Below are 21,216 nucleotides of genomic sequence, written 5' to 3'. Positions count from 1 at the left end.
ACAAATGTAAAATTGGTTAATGCAGGATTGGTACAAATAGAAAAAGGGAAAAGTAGATACTTTTCCCTTTTTCTATTTGTATGAATTATGCCTTAGCAGTCTTCGCTTTTTTACCGGCAGGAGCTGTCTCAACGGGTACTACCGGAGCTGCGGCAGCTTCCTTCAGTTGGTCACGCTGTAGAGTATCCACTACGATAGGCGCTGCAATGAACAGTGAAGAATAAGTACCAACGATAACCCCGATCAGCATAGAGAACGTAAATCCGCGGATCACTTCACCACCAAAGATCAGGAGCACCACCAACACCAGCATGGTAGAGATACCCGTTACAGCCGTACGGCTCAGAGTACTATTCAATGCATTGTTAATGATCGTTGGAATGCTCTCACGCTTGCCTCCCTTGTCATTGAGATAGTCACGGATACGGTCAAAAATTACCACCGTATCGTTCATGGAGTAACCCATGATAGTCAGGATAGAACCAATGAATGCCTGATCAATATCCAGTGAGAAAGGCAGCAGACCATTGAAGAGCGAGAAGATAGCCAACAGCACGATTACGTCATGAGCAAGGGCTGCTACGGCTCCGTAGCTGAACGCTAACCGGCGGAAACGCAGGAAGATATATCCGAAGTTAACCGCTACCGCCAGCAATATGGCCCAAATAGCCGAGATCATAGTATCGTATGCCATGGTAGGTCCTACCTTTGAAGAGCTTACGATCTCACCACTGTTACCTTTTACTCCTGAAATACCAGCGATGATTTTGGCCTTAGCCTGCTCATCCGCTTCGGGAGTAGTCTCTTCGATCAGGTAGTCAGTCGTAACTTTAACCTGGTTGAATCCACCAAAGGTTTTTACTTCCGGAGCTTCGCCAAGAGCAGCAGTCATGCTCTGACGTACATCGTCCGTATTCACATTCTGCTCGAAACGTACTACATACGAACGACCTCCCTTGAAGTCAATACCCAGACCGAAGCCTTTGAAAATAAACGAGGCAATACCAATAGCTATAATAGCCGAAGATATAATGTAGAACTTACGACGCTGTGACACAAAGTCAAAGTTGGTATCCTTGAACCAGTTTTTGGTCAGAGATGAAGTGAAAGTGAATGTCTTTCCTTTGTTCACCTGGTACTCCAGCAGCAGTCGGGTAATGAAGATGGCCGCAAACAGTGAGGTTATCAGACCTATCACGAGCGTAGTTGCAAAGCCCAGTACCAGACCTGTACCGAATACAAACAGGATCACACCTGTCAGCAGGGTAGTTACGTTCGAGTCAATGATGGCAGATAATGCCCCTTTGAAACCATCTGTAACGGCCTGGCGGAACGGCTTACCGGCTTCCATCTCTGCTTTGATACCCTCATAGATAAGTACGTTGGCATCTACCGCCATACCAATGGTTAGTACGATACCCGCGATACCAGAAAGTGTAAGTACAGCACCCAGTGAGGCCATTACGCCCATCAGGAAGAACAAGTTAACGAACAGAGCAATATCAGCGATCCAACCGGCACGGCTATAATACACCACCATGAATACCAATACTACGACCAAACCTACCAGTGAAGAAAGGATACCGGCTGTAACAGACTCCGAACCAAGCGTTGAACCTACCACGGCTTCCTCTACAATGTTGGTAGGAGCAGGTAGTTTACCGGCTTTCAGTACGTTAGCCATATCCTTGGTCTCTTCTACGGTGAAGCTACCGCTAATGCTGGAGTTACCATTAGGAATCTCACCTTGTACTGTAGGGGCAGTGTACACCAGGTTATCCAGAAGAATAGCTACAGGACGACCGATGTTGTTGGCAGTCAGAGTACGCCATTTACGGGCACCTTCACCATTCATACGCATAGTTACTTCCGGACGGCCACGGTCATCGTAGTCACTGGTGGCGTCAACGATCACTTCACCTTCCATAGGAGCCTTACCATTAGGCTTCTTTACAAAATACAGAGGCAGGATCTCCTGACCATTCGTAGCTTCCATACCTTTACGCTCCCAGGCAAATACGATATCGTTAGGGAACATGGCACGTACTTCGGGACGACGGAGTATCTCACCGGCACGAGCTGTATCTTTCAGATATACACCCAGTCCCTGCGGAAGGGGTACAAACAAGTTGGTTAGAGCAGCAGTCTGGCTGGCCAGAGCTGATGTATCGGCCTGAGCAGTATCACTCTTCTGAGCAAGCTGCGCCTCAAGGCTGCTGGCTGCATTTTGCTTGGTAGTATCAGTAGTAGTTGCTGCTGCTTTGTTAGGAGATACTTTGTTAGAAGCATCCTCACGAGCCAGGTATACGGCTAGCTGATCAATAGCAGGAGCAATCTCCTGAATAGTATATACTTCGGTAAACTCAAGCTTGGCTGCTCCTGAAAGCAGACGACGAACCCGCTCAGGATTATCTACACCGGGTAGCTCAACCAAAATACGGTTAGTACCGGGCAGACGCTGCAGGTTAGGGTTAGCTACCCCAAATTTATCCACACGTGCCTGAATGATTTCGAAAGCACGATCAATTGCTCCTTCCACTTCGGTATTGAGCATATTGATTACTTCGGCATCTGATGAGCTGCTGCTGATCTTGCCACGGTTAGCACTGTTAGCAAACACACTGGCCAGACGAGCGTTAGGAGCTATCTCTTTGTAAGAATCCACAAATAGGTCTACAAAGCTACTCTGGCTGGTTTTCTGAGCCTCATTGGCTTTTTTCAGAGCCTGTTGGAACTGCGCGCTACGGGCGTTACCACCTGCCAGTCCACTCACGATATCCGTAGGTGATACTTCGAGTACTACGTGCATACCTCCCTGCAGGTCAAGGCCAAGGCCCAACTCACGCTCCATTACTTCCTGAAGCGTATGGCCCAGGTATACATCTTCCCGCCATAGTGAGTCAATGTAGCGTTGTTTTTTGCTGAAATCAACTTTACCCTGAGCGTCGGTAGCATACGCCTCAGCGTTCTGCTTGTAGTTCCGAGCTACAAAAGTAAATGACAGGTAGTAAAGGCAGATCAAAGCCACTACTATCGTCAATCCGATTATTCCGGTTTTGTTACGCATTTGTTATACAGATAGATTAAGATAATTACATAAGAAGAAATAGGTGATACTTATGCCCTGGCGCTATGTCAATGACATACGCTACAGAACGATGTATCTACTGATGATAAGAGTATTTCCGCGAAGGAAGTCCGTGAGTTACGGGCTTAGGGAGCATTGATGGCAATATGATGCCCAAAGACTTTTCGAAAGTAAGAGAACAGATAAAACGGCTCACTGAAAGAAGCCGGTATTGCCGTAGCAACTTCCACAAAATGCCAGGTAGGCGGTGGAAGCAAGTAAATAGCTTGTGCAAAATCAAAAGAAGCCGCCGGTATCACTACCGCATCCAGCGATAGTTCACTCACCTTAGCGGCATCAGAGCGACTCTCATCCGCTGCGGTAGCCTTCTGCTCCAGGGCCACCTTATGCTTTCCCTCCTGCGATACTGACCATGACTTACCCCCTACTGCTACCATAAGCAGTATTGTGGCCATGAACCAGCTCACAAATTGGGTGATATGTCGTTGCTTCTTATGCACTGTCAGGCAGTCGGTTTACGTTTGAGGGCGCAAAGTTCATTCCAAAAAATCAGATAACCAAATGTTTGGTAGATATTAGTGGTATTATAAGAAGAAAATATTGAAACTATCTAAATACACATTATACAGGATCAAGATGTTATCTTCTACAAATGAGCACCTTCTATGTACCCTGTAACGAAAATAGAGGTTTGGTCGTTTCATAAGTACACAGTATTTTCGGCGACATGGAAACAAATCCTCATAATTTACTAGATCTTATTAAACTGGCGCTGCTAGAAGACATTGGCGATGGTGACCATACCTCATTGTCCTGTGTACCTGCTGAGGCCTCCAAGCGGGCTCGCCTGCTGGTCAAGCAGGACGGTATACTGGCGGGAGTAGAAGTAGCGCTGACTATTTTCAAAGAAGTAGACGCTACTCTTGATATAGATGTACAACTGCAGGACGGTGCCTCGATAAAGGTGGGAGATGTGGTACTGACCGTTGAAGGCAGCGCGCGTTCTATCCTTCAGGCCGAGCGACTGGTACTCAATATTATGCAGCGCATGAGTGGCATAGCTACCTCTACCCGACACATGGTAGACCTCATTGCCGATCTGCCCGTCAAGCTGCTGGATACCCGGAAGACTACTCCCAATTTCAGAGCCTTCGAAAAAATGGCAACCCGTATAGGTGGGGCCGTTAACCACCGCATGGGCCTCTACGACATGATCATGATCAAGGACAACCACGTAGACTACGCCGGAGGTATTGAAGCGGCTATCAGCAACGCCCGTACCTATATTCAGAAAACTGGAAAAACCCTCAAAATAGAGGTAGAAGCGCGTAACCTGGGCGAGGTAGACGAGATACTGCGCGTAGGGGGAGTCGATATCATCATGCTGGACAACTTCTCGCTGGATGATATGCGCGAAGCAGTACGCCGCATTGGTGACCGGTTCGAGACCGAGGCGTCGGGCAATATCAATGAGACGACCCTAAGAGCCGTAGCCGAAACCGGTGTAGATGGTATATCGAGCGGAGCCCTGACGCACCAGATCAAGAGCCTGGATCTAAGTCTGAAGGCCTTCTGACGCTAGCTGAACCGATATGGATTTTAAAAGAGCCATACCATCCGCGATAGTTACTACCCTACGCCAGATGGTATGGCTCTTTGTTTTGATATCCTCTCCGATATTCGCTCAGGAACCTCCCCGTCCTGAAATCGATATTAACGCCTTTATTCAGGAGCTTTTCCCGGTACCTACCGATGAGGCCAACTACGAAGAGCTATACGAAGCTCTTTTCCAGCTTTACACCAACCCGCGCAATCTCAATACCGTCACCCGTGATGAACTGGCGGCTACTTATCTGCTGTCGCAGGAGCAGCTCAACGCCTTCTTCGACTACCGCGCTAAGTTAGGGCCGCTCCTGTCGCTGTATGAATTACAGGCCATACCGGGTTTCGACCTGCCTACTATCCGACGCCTGCTGCCGTTTGTAATTGTGCAGGAAACGGGCCTCCCCTTCAGGCAGAGCCTTCAAAATCCTACGCAGCACTTCCTGATGCTTCGCACGGAGCGGCTTCTCGAAACCCAGCGTGGCTTTACCGCTGTTGATACCTCTTCACGCTCCCTGACCCGCTACGTGGGTGGTCCTATGCAGTGGTACGCCCGCTACCGCTATGCCCGTACCGGCGCTTACAGCATTGGCTTTACCATGGAGAAAGACGCCGGTGAATTAGTACGCTGGCAGCCCGACCGGCAGGTGTTCGGTCCCGACTTTACTTCCTTTCACGCCCAAATCATGAACCGGGGGCGGCTCAAGAACCTTATTGTGGGGGATTTTCAGATGCAGGCCGGACAGGGCATGGTGGTGGCAGCGGGCTTTTCGCTGGGAAAAGGAGCAGAGGTGATCCGGACTACCTACCGTAGTACCCTCGGGCTACGCCCCTACACCTCGGTACTGGAGGCAGGCTTCTTTCGGGGGATTGCCGCTACCTACGCACTGACCCGTACCATCGACTTTACGGCCTTTTACTCGGGCGTACGCCGCGACGCCAGCCTTAATCCTGATAACGTGTTGCCGGGCCAACTGTTGGTATCGTCTTTACAAACAGCCGGACTGCACCGAACGCCCGCTGAGCAGGCCCGGCAGGGTATTATCCCGGAGCAGAATCTGGGTTTTCATGCTCTGTACCGCGCTCCTTCGCAACGGGGACAGGTAGGTATTACGGCTCTGCATACTACTTTCGGAGCTGATCTCCAGCGACGTAATGTTCCTTATAATCGGTTTGAATTTACCGGAAAAGAAAATCTGGTGGTAGGTATACACGGCGACTACCGCTGGCAGAATATTCACTTCTTCGGTGAGGGGGCACGATCCACGAGCGGGGGTGTTGGGGGGATTGGTGGCTTAATAGCTGCTCTGGGCAAGACACTGGACTTTACCCTCCTGCTCCGCCACTACGACCGGCACTTTCACACCTTCTACGGCAACTCATTCGGTGAGGCTACCCGACCCATCAACGAAACGGGTACTTACTGGGGACTCAGGTACTCGCCCAGTCGTCGCTGGCAGTTCAGCGGGTTTTACGATCGTTTTCGCTTCCCCTGGCTCAAGTACCTGATCAATGCTCCTTCAGACGGCTATGACTATTTCCTGCACGCGCAGTGGATGCCCAACCGCCGACTGCGTACCTACGCGCTCCTGCATGAGGAGCACAAGCAGCGCAACCTGCCTGGCAGCAGCGAACAGCCTATGCGTCCGCTTGCTACCACCATTCGCCGTACGGCTCTGATCAATTTTGAATACGAAGTACCTCTGAAATACAGCGTGCGTACGCGGGTGCAGGGTGGGGACTTTATCTATCAGGGTACCTCCCGCTCACGAGGTGTCACAGTACTACAGGACGTAACCTGGCGGTGGCGGCAGCTCGAATTGAGTGCTCGTGTAGCTGTCTTCTCCACCGATGGGTACGACAGCCGCCAGTATGTATATGAGAAGGATGTGCTGTATGCTTTCTCGCTACCCGCCTATTACAACCAGGGCACCCGTCACTACCTCATGGCGCGGTATGTACTTAACAAGCACCTGCGGGTGTGGCTCCGCTGGTCCCAAACCCGCTACTCCAATATTGACGTTATTAGCTCCGGCCTTAACGAAATACAAGGCAGTACCCGTAGTGATGTGAAAGCACAGGTGATGTATCAGTTTTAAGTTAGTTGTGCTTGATTGGATGAATGAGTGGATGAGTGAATGTCGATGGCAGGATATCAGTGAGATTCCTCGTATTTGCTATAGGGTACCTCACGCTAATTTTAGAATACGTTTCACTCTTTTGCCACTCCACCTTCCTATTCGGCCTTTCACTTAATCACTCATTCACTGACTTACTCAGTACTCTACTCCTCCGGGCGCGCTTTCGCCGGATCTATAATAGTTTCGGCGCGGCTGATGGCAGAAGCTCCAAAAAAGCCCAGCGCTTTCTGTCCGTTGGGATTACGATTACGGATATTGGTAAAAATATTAGCCGGTGGCGTAGCAAATATGCCTCCGTTGGATGACTCCTGCCGTACCTGCTGTAAGAAGTAGTAACTCTCGGGTGTAATACTATGCAGCTCAACCCCCACCGTATCGCCGGCCGAAAAGAGTTGATTAACGTTGATAGCGCGTCGGAGAGGCAGTATGAACACCAATCCGTCCGATACAGAACCGGGTGAAAATGCCGCGTCAAAGGCCAGTGTAATATTTTCGGGATCATCAGCGTACAAGCCTCCTCCCCGCAGGGCTTTGATCCAATAGGTATCCCCTACGCCTGCAAAATCACGGGCGTAAAACTCCGCAATATAGCCTTCCTTCGGGCCATTAGGTGGCGTGAAAGGCAAGCTTTCAAACTGATACACCAGGGAGTCAATAACCGGTACGGGCCTGATAGTGCTGGTAGCCGTATACTCTTCGCCCGCGTACTTCACACGCAGTGTGTAGCTCCGCCCTATATGACCCAGTGTATCTAAAGTCAAAGCATTGAGCGTATCAATCTGCTGAGGCTTCCACTCATATACGCCGTTGTTGTTGATATCTTCAAAGGTAAATACCTTACCCAGATCATCGGTTATGGTCACCTCTGCATTCAGGGCGGGCTGAGGCTCGTTATTATCAAAGTACCCCGATGCCAGCGTCAGGCGGATGCGCTGCGGGCCCGGTTGATTGGTGATCCAGCCATCTACCGCGAGTAGCTGAGGCCCATTCTCTACCTCCAGATCTATCACATCTTCACAACTGACCAGCCACGTACTCGTCGCCAGTAGTACTACCAGGTATACGAATGAAATATAGCTACGTCTCGTTTTCATATTCTATTACTCCTAGTTTGAAGAAATTATCGGCTTTTGCTTTACGTATCGCCCTTCCGCCAGGCACTCCAGCATAAATAGCGCTACTGTCCGGCGGCTGATGGTAAGGTTAGGTCGGGAGGTAGAGTCTAGTACTACTTTCACTTCCTGTTCCCCAGTACCATTTGTAAGACCAACGGGGCGGACGAGGGTCCAGTCCAGACCTGACTTTTCGATAACCTCCTCCTGCCGCTCATGGTCCCGGTAGGGTACTCCTATGTTACTGTTATCAATCAGGAACCGAAACCAGCCGGGTATGTCTTTCTTAGTTTCGGCTACCCCCCAGGCGGTGGTAACTATCAGACGTTTGACCTTCAACTCCTGACAAACACGAACCAGTTTCCGGGCAGTAGATGAAAGCAGGTCCTCCGGCGACCGGAGCGCCGACCAGGGAAAATCGGTCTTACGGGAAATATTTAGTGCACTAAGTATGGCATCACTACCCGCTAGGGCTTTACGAAGTACCTGCTCGTCGCTGGGTGAGCCTTCTATTACTGTTAGGTTCTCGTGCCGTACCCTCCATGCATCTGGCTTACGGACAATGGCCTGTACCTTGTATCCCTGCGCCAGCGCTTCCTTCGCGATCCAGATACCCGTACGTCCAGTGGCCCCCAGTACGGTTATAGTTTGAGGAGTAGACATAGTATTATTTCAAATAGAGGTTAAAACTTAAAATTATAGGTCACAGCGGGTACTACGGTACCTATTACAGAGTAGCGTATCGCTTCTGTGACCTGAGGCATATCTTCTTTCTGCTGTACATATACCGAAAAAGGATTGCGGCGATTGTACACGTTGTATACTGAGAATACCCACTCTCCTTCACCCTTTCCGAATAACTTTCGACGTGCCTTCAGCGTAGCCGCCAGGTCTAATCGGTGGTAGGCCGGAATGCGGTTGTTGTTACGGGCATTGTAGGTATTGTAAGGCAGGGCCCATCCGTTCCAGACAAAGCGGTTGGTCGGGAAGGTAGCGGGTGTCCCGGACGTATAGGTAAAGTTGGAAGAAAGGGTCCAGCGGTCGTTCAGCCCGAATATACCCACCGCGGTAAAGTTGTGGGGCTTATCAAATCGGGCGGGGAACCAGTCGTCATTGTTGACTCCTTCAATCAGGCGCTCTGTACGTGCCAGTGTATAGCTGAGCCAGCCGGTCAGACGGCCTTTGTTCTTTTTGACGTAGAACTCCGCTCCGTAGGCCCGTCCCTCACCAAAGAGCAGGTCACCCTCGACGTAACGGTTGAGCAGCAGATCAGAGTTGCGGACGTAATCGATCTGATTCAGCAGGGTCTTGTAGTAGACTTCTACGGACGCCTCAAAAGTATTGTCCCGGAAGTTCTGGAACCAGCCCAGCGCTACCTGATCGGCCAGTTCGGGGCGGATGTTGCGGGTACTCAGCGTCCATACATCCAACGGAGAGCTGGCGGCGGTATTGGAGAGCAGGTGCAGGTACTGGGCCGTGCGGTTATAGCTGGCTTTGATCGAAGCCGTGGATGATAAACCTATGTTCATTGAGAAGCGGGGCTCCCAGTTGCCATACTGCTGTATCACCTCTCCCTTTTCATACTGCTCACCCGGCAGTACCGGAAATTTCCGCTCACCTTTCACAATCTCCCGGTAGTCATACGCTTGTCCTGGTCCCAGGTAGCGGTAGAGGGAGTAGCGTATGCCATACTGCAGCGACAGCCAGTCGGCTACCTTCTGCTCATTACCTATGTACAGAGCTGACTCGTCGCCATAGCGGGGGTCGAGGCTAATATCACGTCGCTCACCCGCCGAAATCGCTATAGCCGCACCAGGGCGGGAGTCATAGTGGATATACTGGCCCCCAAAGGTAATCTGGTTGTTGGGCGTCAGGTAGTAGGTAAAGTCCGGCTTGACGCTCTTACTGATGATCTTGGAGTTCCAGGTAAACCGGTCGGGGTTATTCTCATCCCGGCTTGACTCCAGCGCGTAGTCGTAGTTGCTATAGTAGCCGGTCAGGTTCAGGAATAGCTTGTTCGAAAATATGTGGTTCCAGCGGGCAGTGGCGGTACCATTGCCCCAGCCAAAACCAAAATCAGCCCCGAATACATCGCGCCCGAAGTAGCCGGAGGCATAGAAGGTATTCTTATCATTGAGACGGTAGTTGGCTTTGGCGGTCAGGTCATAGAAGTTAAAGCGAGCCCCTTTCAGGTCTTTATTCAGGAAAGGCTTAGCCAATACATCTATATAAGAGCGACGCGCCGCCACAATGAATGATCCGCGCCCCTGCATGAAGGGCTGCTCATAGGTCAGTCGGGAGAAGATAGTTCCTATTCCTCCGTTAATCTCACGTTTTTTAGAGTTTCCTTCCTTCATCCGCACATCCAGAATGGACGAGATTCTGCCCCCGTACTGAGCCGGTATACCACCTTTGATCAGTTTGACATCCTTGACCACATCCGGGTTGAATACCGAAAAGAAGCCAAACAGGTGGGAGGAATTGTAGACAGGAGCTTCGTCGAGCAGGACCAGATTCTGAGAGATATCTCCACCGCGCACATTGAAACCCGATGCTCCTTCACCCACGGTAGTCACACCCGGTAGTAATTGGATACTTCGGATCAGGTCCACTTCCCCCAGCAGGGCGGGCATCTGCCGGATGGTTTTCATCTCTACCCGGTTTACCGACATTTCTATACTCCTTACATTCTCATCCTCCTTCCGGGTTGATATTACTACCTCCTGCAACTGCTTGCTTTCCTCTGACATCTCTACATCAAGACGCTGGTCGGTAGTGAGAGTGACTGTTCTTTCTACTTTATTGTACCCGATATAGCTGAACACCAGGGTATAGGAGCCACTAGGCAGGGTCAGTGAATAAAAACCATAGGGATTGGTGACAACCCCAGTGCCCGCCTCACGTACATATACCGATACCCCGATCAGGCCTTCGCCGTTAGAAGCATCCTTAGCATACCCACTAACCGTAACTTTATCCTGTGCCTTACCTGCTGTACCTATGCATAAGAGGAGAAAAGAAGAGAGGAGTAAACGCAGCCAACATCTCATAGAATTGAATTTTTCTCATTAGTATACAAAGCAAAACAACGCATACCGTGAATGGTTCGGTACAAAAAAATGATGAACAGCTAAAAGTGGGGCTGAGCGGAAAGAGGCGAGAAAAAACGGAAGGAGGCAAAAATGAAAAGGCTTCACCGAGTAGGAGAAGCCTTTAGCAACACGTTAACAAATTCGTTGTATCGCGATACAATGTCTTAGAAAGTAAGCGTACCTTTTTCGTAAGCTTTCTTGATAACAGCCTCAACACCATTCTTGTTGATAGTGCGAAGAGCCGACGTAGATACTTTCAGAGTAACCCATTCACCCGTAGAAGGAATGAAAAAGCGCTTCTTCTGCAAGTTAGGGTAAAACTTACGCTTCGTCTTATTATTAGCGTGCGATACGTTGTTACCTACACGTGTTCTTTTTCCAGTAATTTGACAAACCTTAGCCATGATTCTTTCAACTTTTGCAAATGAGGCTGCAAATATCAGCAAAACTTCCTAAACCAGCAAGCTTATCTCTCAAAAAATACCTGAATATTATTCACTTTCAGGCTTTACCGCCCCACCAGCCACCCTGGTAGTAAATCCATAAGGGCAGTGCCGGCAGCCATTCTTACAGCAATAGCCGCGCTTTAGATGATACTGTTCCGTAAATACCATCAAGCCACTATCGTTTAAATAATAATCTTCCTCAGAGAGTCCCTTACGTTGGGCCAAAGAGGTTTTACCAGATTTACCACCCTTCTTATGCATTAGGTCTGAATGTGGGTTTTTTATAATTTTAACCTTCCAACAGCGTGTTTATTATCTTTGTTTGATACGCTTCATCCGATATAATCTGATAGTATTATGATACACTCTACTGAAACTACCACACCAGGAGCCACAGCCCAGGGGGCCATAGAAATGGAGGCCAGATATGGCGCCCATAACTATAAGCCTATGCCCGTTGTACTGAGTAAGGGAGAAGGTGTGTATGTCTGGGATGTAGAAGGCAAGCAGTACCTGGACTTCCTGTCGGCATACAGCGCTGTAAGCCAGGGCCACTGTCACCCCCGCATTGTGCAGGCGATGATCGACCAGGCCCAGCGGCTCACTCTTACCTCCCGTGCCTTTTATAATGATCGCCTGGGCGAATGCGAAAAATTCCTTTGCGAGTACTTTGGCTACGATAAGGTACTGATGATGAACTCCGGCGTAGAAGGTGGCGAAACGGCTCTGAAACTAACGCGCAAGTGGGCCTACAAAGTAAAAGGCATCCCGCAGGATCAGGCTAAAACCGTATACGCCGAAGGTAACTTCTGGGGACGTACACTGGCAGCGATCTCGTCCTCCACGGACCCTTCCAGTACCAATGATTACGGACCATTTTTGCCGGGCTATGAGCTAGTACCTTACAATGACCTGAATGCTCTGGAAGACCTGTTCAGAAAAGATCCGCACATAGCTGGCTACATGGTGGAGCCTATACAGGGTGAAGCAGGAGTACTGGTACCTGATAAAGGGTACCTGAAAGGGGTACGGGAGCTATGTACTAAATATAATGTACTATTCATTGCCGACGAGGTACAGACCGGTATCGGACGCACGGGCAAGCGACTGGCCTGCGACTGGGAAGACGTAAAACCCGACATACTGGTACTGGGCAAGGCGCTTTCGGGAGGTACTATGCCCGTATCGGCGGCGCTGGCCAATGATGAGATCATGATGACGATACGCCCCGGCGAGCACGGATCTACCTACGGCGGGAATCCATTGGCCTGTGCGGTAACCATAGAAGCCCTCCGGGTAGTAGAGGACGAGCACCTGGCCGAAAATGCACAGCAGATGGGGCAGATCTTCCGGGACCGAATGGAGGCTCTTCAACAACAATGCAACCTGATCGAACAGGTGCGGGGAAAAGGGCTGCTCAATGCCATTGTAATCAATGATACCGAAGAAAGCCCTACGGCCATGCAACTTTGCCTCACCATGATGGAGCAGGGGCTGCTCTGCAAGCCTACGCACGGCAATAAGATCCGCTTTGCTCCGCCTCTGGTTATCAACGAAGCGCAGATGAACCAGGCCTGCACTATAATCGAAGAAGCTTTTCTGACCTTCGAAGGTTAATAATAAATAGATTGGGGTGGAAAGCTGGCTTTCCACCCCAATCTATTTATAGAATACACTAAATACTTACCAGCGATAGCTCCTATTACCTGACTCGTTTATCATCCTGGTAGTACCCTGCTTGGCGGGTACCATTGGCACGGTACAGGACACCATATCCATCCCTGACTCCACTCTTGAAAGTACCGGAGAATCTTTCCCCGTCAGTATAATAGTAGCTTCCTTTGCCGTGGGGGACGTTGTTCTGGAAGTAGCCTATGTACTTGTCTCCATTAGAGAAGTAGTAGGTACCACGTCCAGAGCGGGCATCACTCACAAACTCTCCTTTATATCTGACCATACCGTCGGGGTAATACTGAATCCCCACGCCATGCTTTTTACCGTTCATAAATTCCCCTTCGTAACGCTCCTGATTCTCCCGAACCATAATACCCATCCCGTCGGTACAGTCACCCGAGGCGCAGCCTTTGACGCGTGCTGCCGGAGCTCTGACGGTAATATCTGTTTCTATTACTTCTTCTTTTTCCCGAGCCGGACGTGACGAAGGCTGATATACAGGAGCCGGGCGAGAAGGTGCAGGAGTAGAAGCTACGCCCCCATTTGACTTATTCCAACGAGGATACATTTTTTCGGCTTCACCCCAGCCCTGCCGGATAGCATCTACCCGAACCTGACGTCCCGGGTGGGTATCTGTGTTTTCATGACCCGATAGGGTACGAATGGCTATCAGTGATTCATCCAGTGAAGCTCCCAACTGATGCAGCACAAATCCGGAAAACCGGTCGGCTTCCAGTTCTTTGCTGGGGCGGCTTCCCATTCCGTCAATTGTATGGCCCTGCAGGTGGTGCCCGATCTCGTGCGCGACTATACTGATGGCAGACCAGTCGGTGTTGGTGATACTTTCGATCTGCTTCATAAACTTACCGTCGTAGATAATAAAGCGCTTACCATCTACTACGGTAGCAAAGCAGTTGTCGCTCTCGGGACACTCTACTACCACAAAGTTACGGGTAAGACCTACCGGCTGCAGAATTCGCTCCACCACCCGTTCGGCGTGGCGGTTAGAAGTAAAGGATAAATAGTTGCAGATTTCCTGAGGACTCTTCAACCGCCCCCCATCTACATAGTTGCACACAAAAGTTTCCCGAGGGTTGTTGTCGTCTTGTGCCGCTACATCCAGGGACAGCGAGCTCCCGATCAGGCACATACAACCTAGCCACACAAAATTTTTCATCCTCAACACCTTGCTTTTAGTGATCCGAAAAATGCATATATTCGTAAGTACAACGGCTAGAGGCAGGATTGTCTTGTGTGAAAGAAAAGGAAAAGTTCAGAGCGACTTAAAATGCTATCCTTTATCTTATTTTTAAGTAAAAAGACACCGGGAAGGCTGTTATTTGATAAAAATATAATTGCTCCCTGGCCAGCTACCGGGAGCTGCAATACGATCCGGAACGATTTGTACTAAAACAAGGTTACCGTCGTTAGCTGTAAGCACGTAAATCTAACCTAATCAACAACCGCAACTATAATGAGAATTAAGAGTTTATTGGTGTTGTTCGCCAGTGTCAGCCTGCTTGTATCCTGCCGGGAAAATAGTATAGATCCCACAGGCACCTCTACTGACCGGGAAGTGAACGAGTGGGTATATGATAATATGAAGACCTGGTACTACTGGAATGACAAACTCCCCACTGCTCCTAATTACGAACAAGGTACCCAAGCTTTCTTCGAATCAATCCTATACCGGTTTGACGCTGTTAACCGCCCCGATGGCGACCGTTTTTCCTGGATTCAGGAAAGTGCCGATGAATTGAAAGCATCTCTGAGTGGCGAGACCAAATCTACGGGTATGGAATTTCGGATTGTACGCTACGCCAGCGGCAGCGATGAGGTATTTGGAGTAGTTACCTATACTCATCCCAACACCTCTGCTGCAAAAGCAGGCTTTAAGCGGGGAGACTACTTTACAAAGGTTAATGACCAGAAGCTTACTGTTTCCAACTATTATAACTTACTCTATACCGGCGATGGCAAGAAGACCTTCACGGTAGGTGCTCTTGATGGATCAGGTCGTGTGGTCGATAGCCCCGAAAATCGTGACGTAACTCCCGCTGTACTACAGGCTAATCCTGTACACTTCGATACCGTATTTACACAAGGTTCCAAGCGCATCGGCTATGTGGTGTATCATCAGTTTATACCCGGCCCCAATGGCTCTACAACCAAATCATACGATCAGCAGCTAGATAATATCTTTGCCAACTTCAAGTCTCAGGGTATCAACGAGCTGGTCCTTGACCTACGCTATAACCGCGGAGGCTATGTAAGCTCAGCAACCAATCTAGCTAGCCTTATCGGTAGGGGGGTTAATTCTACTGAAGTATTTGCCTATAAGGAATATAATAAAGTCATCACACCCGAACTGGAAAAGGAATACGGCAAGAACTTCTTTGCTGATAAGTTTTTGAACAAGAGCCAGAATGTAGGAGGTACTCTTAACCGGATATTCGTTCTGACTTCGGGTAATACGGCCTCAGCCAGTGAGCTACTTATCAATGGCCTTAAGCCCTATATGGACGTGGTAGTAGTAGGACTGCGTACTACGGGTAAAAATGTAGGCTCAATTACCCTTAGCGATGATAAGAAAAAGATCAAGTGGGGAATTCAGCCCATAGTTTCCAAATCTTTCAACAGCCGGCGGCAGTCTGAGTATACTAATGGATTTAAGCCTGATTTCGAAAAGTCAGAAGGTGTGCTGCTATATCCCTATGGCGATGCCCGTGATCCACTACTAGGCGAGACACTTTTCCAGATACTGGGGAGCCGTGTAGCCCGTCAGGGGGTAGGTGAAGACGCCCCTACTATTAAAGCCGGTGCTGATGTGTACTCAACAATTGACGAAAAAGCCGGTGGGGGTAATATGTTTGAGGAACTACCTGTGCATTGATCTGCATCTGCCATAGTGTTTGTTTAAGCATGCCATCCAGTAAAGCTGGATGGCATGCTTTTTTTATTACCTACAACAAAACATATATTCAGACACTAAAACACATTAACTATTATGGGCATTCTGACTTGGATATTAGTAGGTCTTGTGGCAGGATTTATAGCTAAGGCCATACACCCCGGTAAAGATCCGGGAGGATTTATTGTTACTATTCTGATTGGTATCGGTGGTGCCATTCTGGGTGGATTTGTCTCATCTCTATTTGGATTTGGTACCGTAGATGGCTTCAACTTTGGTAGCCTGATCATTGCAATTTTGGGAGCTGTTCTTCTCCTCTGGCTTTACAGACGGTTTAGTACCCGAAGAGCATAAAAACAAAATCTTATAGCCTTTGAGCTAAAGGATAGGATTAGGAGTATGTGTTGAGAATACGTATATGTAGTACAATCAGCTTGATTTTCTACTATCGACCAACCATACAACTATCTAATCCTTACTGCTCAAAGGCTTTTTTATTATCTGATACTTCTAGCTCACCCACCAGTTACGGAGCTCATTTTAGGATCTCCTGCATCACCAAAGCCACCGGACGCTCCTCCACACCAGCATTTTCAGAGGCTCCTGATCCGGCAATAACTACATTGCAGCTAATTTTTTAAACTAGCCAGTAGTAGTCTTTCTGGATCCTTTCTCCCCCATTATTCAATCTTGCAGCCCGCTTATTTATCTTCCTCCTAGTTGTGTTATGCCATTCCAGCGGGTAAAGCGTACATTAGTATGGCTTTATTTTGGTAATTAGAAGCCATTCCTGCTTTCAGGTACTTATTAATTATTAGCTTGATTTCTGACTATTTTAACCACTTCGGTCACCTCGAAGGAAATCACTAACTTTGCTCTACAGAACAATATCCTAATCCTAATTATCCTTAGCTATGAAATTAGTAAATGACGTAACGGTTTGGTTTTTAAAGCGCCGTATAGAACGCATTGAGCATTTCATGACCAATCCAGTCGAAACGCAGCTGGCTATTTTTTCTGACTTGCTTCACACCGCCCGCTATACCGAATGGGGGCAGCAGTACCAGTATGCACAGATAAAAACCATTCGTGAATACCGTGAACAGGTACCTGTTTCTACGTATGAAGATATTTTTCCCTATCTGGAGCGTGTACTAAAAGGTGAGCCTAATGTCCTGTGGCCAACCCAGGCAGAGTGGTTCTCCAAATCATCAGGTACTACCAATGCCCGAAGCAAGTACTTACCCGTTACGCCCGAGGCACTGGAAGACTGTCACTACATGGGAGGAAAGGATATGATGACTCTACTGATCCACAACCGCCCCAACACCCAGGTATATGAAGGAAAAGGATTATCAATTGGAGGTACTTTGCACCCCAATCCCTACAACCCCAATACGCAGGCAGGGGATGTATCGGCCGTCATTATGCAGAATCTGCCTACCTGGGCTCAGTTTCTGCGTACGCCCCCGCTGGAGGTAGCACTGATGGACAAGTGGGAGGAGAAGCTGGACAGAATGGCTGAGATCTGTTCAGAAGAGAATGTTACCAGTATTCTGGGAGTACCTACCTGGACTATTGTGTTACTAGACCGCATCATGAAGCGCAAAGGAGCTAGCTCGATGCTCGATGTGTGGCCGGATTTTGAGGTATTTGTGCACGGAGCCGTGGCCTTTCATCCCTACCGGGAGCTGTTTATGACCAAATACTTCCCATCCAATCAGGTCACCTACCTCGAAACGTATAATGCCTCAGAAGGTTTTATAGCCATTCAGGACGACCTGAGCCGCGTCGGCGAAATGCTCCTGATGCTGGACTATGGTATATTTTACGAGTTTATGCCCATGGAAGAATTGGGTAATAAGTACCCTCGTACCCTCACCCTGGATGAGGTCGAACTGGACAAAAACTACGCGCTGGTCATCTCCACAAACGCTGGGCTCTGGCGATACATCATCGGTGATACGGTCAAATTTACATCAAAGTACCCCTTCCGAATCAAGGTAAGCGGCCGGACCAAGCATTTTATCAATGCCTTCGGTGAGGAAGTAATTGTGGAGAATGCGGAGGCAGCCATTACCGAAGCCTGCAACCGTACGGGTGCTATAGTCAGTGATTTTACGGCCGGCCCGGTGTATATGGGTGATGGTTCACGCGGTCGTCACGAGTGGATCATTGAGTTTTCCAAGGAGCCCGGCAGCCGGGAGCTGTTTGCCCAGGTACTGGACGAAACGCTCCGCCATGTCAATTCCGACTACGATGCTAAGCGTTACCAGGATATGGCCCTGCTCCCACCCCTCATTCACTTTGTAGCCCCCGGCACCTTCTATACCTGGATGGGACAGCGTAATAAGCTGGGTGGTCAGAATAAAGTACCCCGCCTGAGTAATGATCGTACCTACCTTGAAGCTATCCTGGAGACAATAGGGTAAATCTTACTGTTAATCAATCTCTTATTACATACTTTTATCTATTAAGCGAGTTTATCTGCGAAGTAATTAAGAGATAAATAATATATCGTATGATCTTGAGTTTATTCCAGACAGATCTGCTTATTTAAGTACTGCCCCTGCTCACTTCCCTGTTCTAAGAAAACCGAGAGTTTAGACAAAGACGCTGGCGGGCCCGCTCATCTTTGCCTTTCTGCTGCGACTCTTAAATATCAGTAATATTGAATACCCGTACGTGGCTTACTTCGCGCAGGAGGTAGTGAATCCGTATTTTTTTGCCCACGACGAAAAATCTTTATCAATACCTAATGTAGCGACCAATGTACTCACCATCAGCCACATCTTTGATCTATACTTTTTTAGCACCATACTTTCTAAGCCCCCTGATGTAGCTCAGCCAACCTATTGGGCACGAAACATATATTGTACATTATTGTTAACTTGAAGTTTGCCTTTCACAGCAAATAGTTGCCTGTCTATTAAAGGTATTTTAGAATTAAAAACTAATTTTGAGGTCTCTAAAATCGAATCTGTAAAATGCCCTGGATTAAAAAAGGAGTAGTTTATAAGCCAGACGGAAGCATGGCTCACAGCCGTTCGCATGCACAAGTTCCATTCGCCTATAAGCATAAGGATTTCTTGAGAATCTATTTCTCATCACGTGATGACAAGGTACAATCAAGACCAACTTTCATTGACGTAGATTACAATGATCCAACCAAGATTTTATACGTTCATGATAAGCCGGTACTGGATGTAGGAGGCCCGGGGGAGTACGACGAAACAGGAGCTATGCCTGCCTGGTTTGTAGATATGCCCAACGGAGACATCTGGCTTTACTACACCGGATGGTCCCTCACCAGAAACTCATACAGACTATCCGTAGGATTAGCCGTGAGTCACGATGGCGGACTGACTTTCAAAAAAATGTTCAGAGGCCCCATCATAGACCGGAGCACTGTGAACCCAATCTGGGCAGCACAGCCTTCGGTCATGCGTGAAGACGATGGTACCTGGCGGATGTGGTATATTTCTGGTCAGAAGTGCGAATATATACACGGATACCCAGAGCCCTTCTACCGCTTGCATTCAGCTACTTCTGAGGATGGTATACACTGGGACACGAATGAGGTTCCGGCCATAGATTTTGATGATTTTTTACATGCCGTAGGTCGTCCAAGTGTGTTCAGAGAGGATGGCATCTTTAAGTTGTTCTATTCATATCGCCATACCCTCGACTACCGCACCGACCGTAACCAGAGCTACCGCCTGGGTTATGCTGAGTCAGCAGATGGTATTAACTGGGAGCGTAAAGACAACCTGGTCGGAATAGGAAAATCGGATAACCCCGAAGACTTCGATTATCAGATGATCAACTATGCGCACTGCTTTAAGCATAACGGCAAGAAGCACCTGCTATACAATGGTAACGGATTTGGTACATCGGGCTTTGCTTACGCCGTTTGGGAGGACTAACAACAGCCAGACGAGCAGTTGTTGACGACACCGTCCTGACATACTGTGATGCCTAGTGATTCTAAAACATGAAATGGAGACAAGATTGAGCATGCCTAAGGTCAGCGTCACTATACTAACCTATAATCAAGCCGCTTTTATTGGGGAAGCTATAGAAAGTGCGGTCAATCAGATTACAGATTTCGAATACGAGATTCTGGTAGGTGACGACTACTCTAATGACGGCACCCGTGATATTATTTTGGAATATCAAAAGAAGTATCCGGATAAAGTCAAACCCGTGTTTCATACCAAAAATCTTGGGCAGAATGGTTTATTCAACACTATTGAAACGCTCAAACTAGCTCAAGGACAGTACATCGCCCACATGGACGGCGATGACTACTGGACTGATCCTCAAAAGCTACAGAGGCAGGCAGATTTTATGGATGCTCATCCTACCTATTCTGCCTGCTTTCATAATGCCTATATAACGTATGAGGATGGTACCCCCACTGAAGAATTGAATCCACCAGATCAAAAGCCAGTTATTGAAGCGGATGATCTGATTGGTGAACAGGAAATCTGGTTTATGGCTACTTCGGCGGTAATGTTTCGTAATGGTCTGATGCATTATCCTGACTGGTTCCTCAAATCCAGCAGCGGTGATATACCCCGCTATATCATACTTACCAAGTTTGGCCCTATCGGATACCTCCCATACATTATGTCAGTGTACCGTAAAAACACCGGAGGAGCCAGTTTTAGAGACTACTATTGGGATGAGCGTTTTCTGCGCAACCGCATCATGATGTACAGTGGGATCAATAAAGAGACCGGGTATAAGCATGACCGTACTCTAAAGCTCAACATAGCCCGCTACTATCGCATGCTACTTGATGCGAAGCAGTACAAAGACAGCTACTTCCGAAAAGCAGGATTAGCTTTTTATTATCTTTCTCTCAAGAAACCAAGTTTCTCGGAGACAAGAGAGATTGTACGCGACTATATCTTGCCTAAGTGGATCATGCGGGTTTATAGCTTCTTTGCATTACTACCACACCGCCTACGCGGAACTACGCAATAAAAAAGAATACGTAAAAGTTAGTCCTTCAACTACAACGTAACAATAGCATTGACATACTATAATACGCCGTCTTTGTTAAAAGCTTTATACTATAAACCACACCAGATATAGCTAAGACCACTTTTAGCCTCACGAGTTGAACTTTCTGCCCAATAGAT

General features: G+C 48.4%; 16 protein-coding genes. 8 read left to right on the top strand and 8 right to left on the bottom strand.

Translation table 11 applies throughout. The features are described 5' to 3' along the window. Positions 1–85: 85 nt before the first annotated feature. Positions 86–3,067 carry a protein translocase subunit SecDF gene (secDF, locus tag JUB14_RS01895; RefSeq protein WP_207504007.1) on the bottom strand — a complete coding sequence of 994 codons (2,982 nt, stop codon included), beginning with the start codon at positions 3,065–3,067 and terminating at the stop codon, positions 86–88. A gap of 146 nt (positions 3,068–3,213) precedes the next feature. Next, complete coding sequence (locus JUB14_RS01890; protein WP_207504005.1) at positions 3,214–3,543, bottom strand: hypothetical protein; 330 nt, start codon at positions 3,541–3,543, stop codon at positions 3,214–3,216. A 272-nt stretch (positions 3,544–3,815) separates the two neighbouring features. Here JUB14_RS01890 and nadC point away from each other — a divergent pair, with 272 nt between their 5' ends. Both nadC and JUB14_RS01880 read left to right on the top strand, forming a co-directional pair. After that, a complete protein-coding gene (gene nadC, locus JUB14_RS01885; RefSeq protein ID WP_207504003.1) occupies positions 3,816–4,664 on the top strand; it encodes a carboxylating nicotinate-nucleotide diphosphorylase in 849 nt (282 codons plus the stop codon). A 16-nt stretch (positions 4,665–4,680) separates the two neighbouring features. Next, complete coding sequence (locus JUB14_RS01880) at positions 4,681–6,789, top strand: ComEA family DNA-binding protein (protein WP_229367475.1); 2,109 nt, start codon at positions 4,681–4,683, stop codon at positions 6,787–6,789. Between the two features lie 185 nt (positions 6,790–6,974). On the opposite strand, the gene JUB14_RS01875 is transcribed toward JUB14_RS01880, so the two are convergent. From JUB14_RS01875 to JUB14_RS27855, 5 genes are all read right to left on the bottom strand, one after another. Continuing rightward, entirely contained in the window at positions 6,975–7,925 is a 951-nt protein-coding gene (locus tag JUB14_RS01875) for a DUF4249 domain-containing protein (protein ID WP_207504001.1), read from the bottom strand. Positions 7,926–7,937: 12 nt separating this feature from the next. After that, positions 7,938–8,606: an NAD(P)-dependent oxidoreductase gene (locus JUB14_RS01870; RefSeq protein WP_207503999.1), complete on the bottom strand. Its 669-nt coding sequence runs from the start codon at positions 8,604–8,606 to the stop codon at positions 7,938–7,940. A gap of 20 nt (positions 8,607–8,626) precedes the next feature. Then, positions 8,627–10,993: a TonB-dependent receptor gene (locus tag JUB14_RS01865; protein WP_207503997.1), complete on the bottom strand. Its 2,367-nt coding sequence runs from the start codon at positions 10,991–10,993 to the stop codon at positions 8,627–8,629. A 206-nt stretch (positions 10,994–11,199) separates the two neighbouring features. Further along, positions 11,200–11,439 carry a 50S ribosomal protein L28 gene (rpmB, locus tag JUB14_RS01860; protein WP_207503995.1) on the bottom strand — a complete coding sequence of 80 codons (240 nt, stop codon included), beginning with the start codon at positions 11,437–11,439 and terminating at the stop codon, positions 11,200–11,202. Positions 11,440–11,526: 87 nt separating this feature from the next. After that, positions 11,527–11,742 (bottom strand): C1orf53 family protein, encoded by a 216-nt coding sequence (locus JUB14_RS27855; RefSeq protein ID WP_207503993.1) that lies wholly within the window; start codon positions 11,740–11,742, stop codon positions 11,527–11,529. A gap of 96 nt (positions 11,743–11,838) precedes the next feature. Between JUB14_RS27855 and rocD the strand changes: the two genes are divergently transcribed. Then, entirely contained in the window at positions 11,839–13,098 is a 1,260-nt protein-coding gene (gene rocD, locus JUB14_RS01850; RefSeq protein WP_207503991.1) for an ornithine--oxo-acid transaminase, read from the top strand. 85 nt (positions 13,099–13,183) lie between these two features. Here rocD and JUB14_RS01845 read toward each other — a convergent pair whose 3' ends face one another. Next, complete coding sequence (locus JUB14_RS01845) at positions 13,184–14,332, bottom strand: hypothetical protein (protein WP_229367473.1); 1,149 nt, start codon at positions 14,330–14,332, stop codon at positions 13,184–13,186. Positions 14,333–14,629: 297 nt separating this feature from the next. Here JUB14_RS01845 and JUB14_RS01840 point away from each other — a divergent pair, with 297 nt between their 5' ends. The 5 genes from JUB14_RS01840 (at position 14,630) to JUB14_RS01820 (ending at position 21,058) form a co-directional block, all read left to right on the top strand. Then, positions 14,630–16,048, top strand: a complete 1,419-nt coding sequence (locus JUB14_RS01840) for a S41 family peptidase (protein WP_207503989.1) — start codon at positions 14,630–14,632, stop codon at positions 16,046–16,048. Positions 16,049–16,162: 114 nt separating this feature from the next. Next, positions 16,163–16,420, top strand: coding sequence for a GlsB/YeaQ/YmgE family stress response membrane protein (locus JUB14_RS01835; RefSeq protein WP_207503987.1), 258 nt, complete (start codon positions 16,163–16,165; stop codon positions 16,418–16,420). Between the two features lie 560 nt (positions 16,421–16,980). Next, a complete protein-coding gene (locus JUB14_RS01830; protein ID WP_207503985.1) occupies positions 16,981–18,498 on the top strand; it encodes a GH3 auxin-responsive promoter family protein in 1,518 nt (505 codons plus the stop codon). A 555-nt stretch (positions 18,499–19,053) separates the two neighbouring features. Further along, positions 19,054–19,992 carry a glycoside hydrolase family protein gene (locus JUB14_RS01825; RefSeq protein WP_207503983.1) on the top strand — a complete coding sequence of 313 codons (939 nt, stop codon included), beginning with the start codon at positions 19,054–19,056 and terminating at the stop codon, positions 19,990–19,992. 73 nt (positions 19,993–20,065) lie between these two features. After that, positions 20,066–21,058 carry a glycosyltransferase family 2 protein gene (locus JUB14_RS01820; protein ID WP_229367472.1) on the top strand — a complete coding sequence of 331 codons (993 nt, stop codon included), beginning with the start codon at positions 20,066–20,068 and terminating at the stop codon, positions 21,056–21,058. The last annotated feature ends 158 nt before the right edge of the window (positions 21,059–21,216 follow it).

The organism is Telluribacter humicola (assembly GCF_017355935.1).
Classification (GTDB): domain Bacteria; phylum Bacteroidota; class Bacteroidia; order Cytophagales; family Spirosomataceae; genus Telluribacter; species Telluribacter humicola.
The sequence above is the reverse complement of the archived record's forward strand: the minus strand, read 5'-3'. Positions and strand labels throughout refer to the sequence as shown.

Excerpts from the sequence above, each read along its gene's own strand:
- secDF (WP_207504007.1), bottom strand. The coding sequence starts at position 3,067 with ATGCGTAACAAAACCGGAATAATCGGATTGACGATAGTAGTGGCTTTG.
- JUB14_RS01890 (WP_207504005.1), bottom strand. The coding sequence starts at position 3,543 with ATGGCCACAATACTGCTTATGGTAGCAGTAGGGGGTAAGTCATGGTCA.
- nadC (WP_207504003.1), top strand. The coding sequence starts at position 3,816 with ATGGAAACAAATCCTCATAATTTACTAGATCTTATTAAACTGGCGCTG.
- JUB14_RS01880 (WP_229367475.1), top strand. The coding sequence starts at position 4,681 with ATGGATTTTAAAAGAGCCATACCATCCGCGATAGTTACTACCCTACGC.
- JUB14_RS01875 (WP_207504001.1), bottom strand. The coding sequence starts at position 7,925 with ATGAAAACGAGACGTAGCTATATTTCATTCGTATACCTGGTAGTACTA.
- JUB14_RS01870 (WP_207503999.1), bottom strand. The coding sequence starts at position 8,606 with ATGTCTACTCCTCAAACTATAACCGTACTGGGGGCCACTGGACGTACG.
- JUB14_RS01865 (WP_207503997.1), bottom strand. The coding sequence starts at position 10,993 with ATGAGATGTTGGCTGCGTTTACTCCTCTCTTCTTTTCTCCTCTTATGC.
- rpmB (WP_207503995.1), bottom strand. The coding sequence starts at position 11,439 with ATGGCTAAGGTTTGTCAAATTACTGGAAAAAGAACACGTGTAGGTAAC.
- JUB14_RS27855 (WP_207503993.1), bottom strand. The coding sequence starts at position 11,742 with ATGCATAAGAAGGGTGGTAAATCTGGTAAAACCTCTTTGGCCCAACGT.
- rocD (WP_207503991.1), top strand. The coding sequence starts at position 11,839 with ATGATACACTCTACTGAAACTACCACACCAGGAGCCACAGCCCAGGGG.
- JUB14_RS01845 (WP_229367473.1), bottom strand. The coding sequence starts at position 14,332 with ATGAAAAATTTTGTGTGGCTAGGTTGTATGTGCCTGATCGGGAGCTCG.
- JUB14_RS01840 (WP_207503989.1), top strand. The coding sequence starts at position 14,630 with ATGAGAATTAAGAGTTTATTGGTGTTGTTCGCCAGTGTCAGCCTGCTT.
- JUB14_RS01835 (WP_207503987.1), top strand. The coding sequence starts at position 16,163 with ATGGGCATTCTGACTTGGATATTAGTAGGTCTTGTGGCAGGATTTATA.
- JUB14_RS01830 (WP_207503985.1), top strand. The coding sequence starts at position 16,981 with ATGAAATTAGTAAATGACGTAACGGTTTGGTTTTTAAAGCGCCGTATA.
- JUB14_RS01825 (WP_207503983.1), top strand. The coding sequence starts at position 19,054 with ATGCCCTGGATTAAAAAAGGAGTAGTTTATAAGCCAGACGGAAGCATG.
- JUB14_RS01820 (WP_229367472.1), top strand. The coding sequence starts at position 20,066 with ATGGAGACAAGATTGAGCATGCCTAAGGTCAGCGTCACTATACTAACC.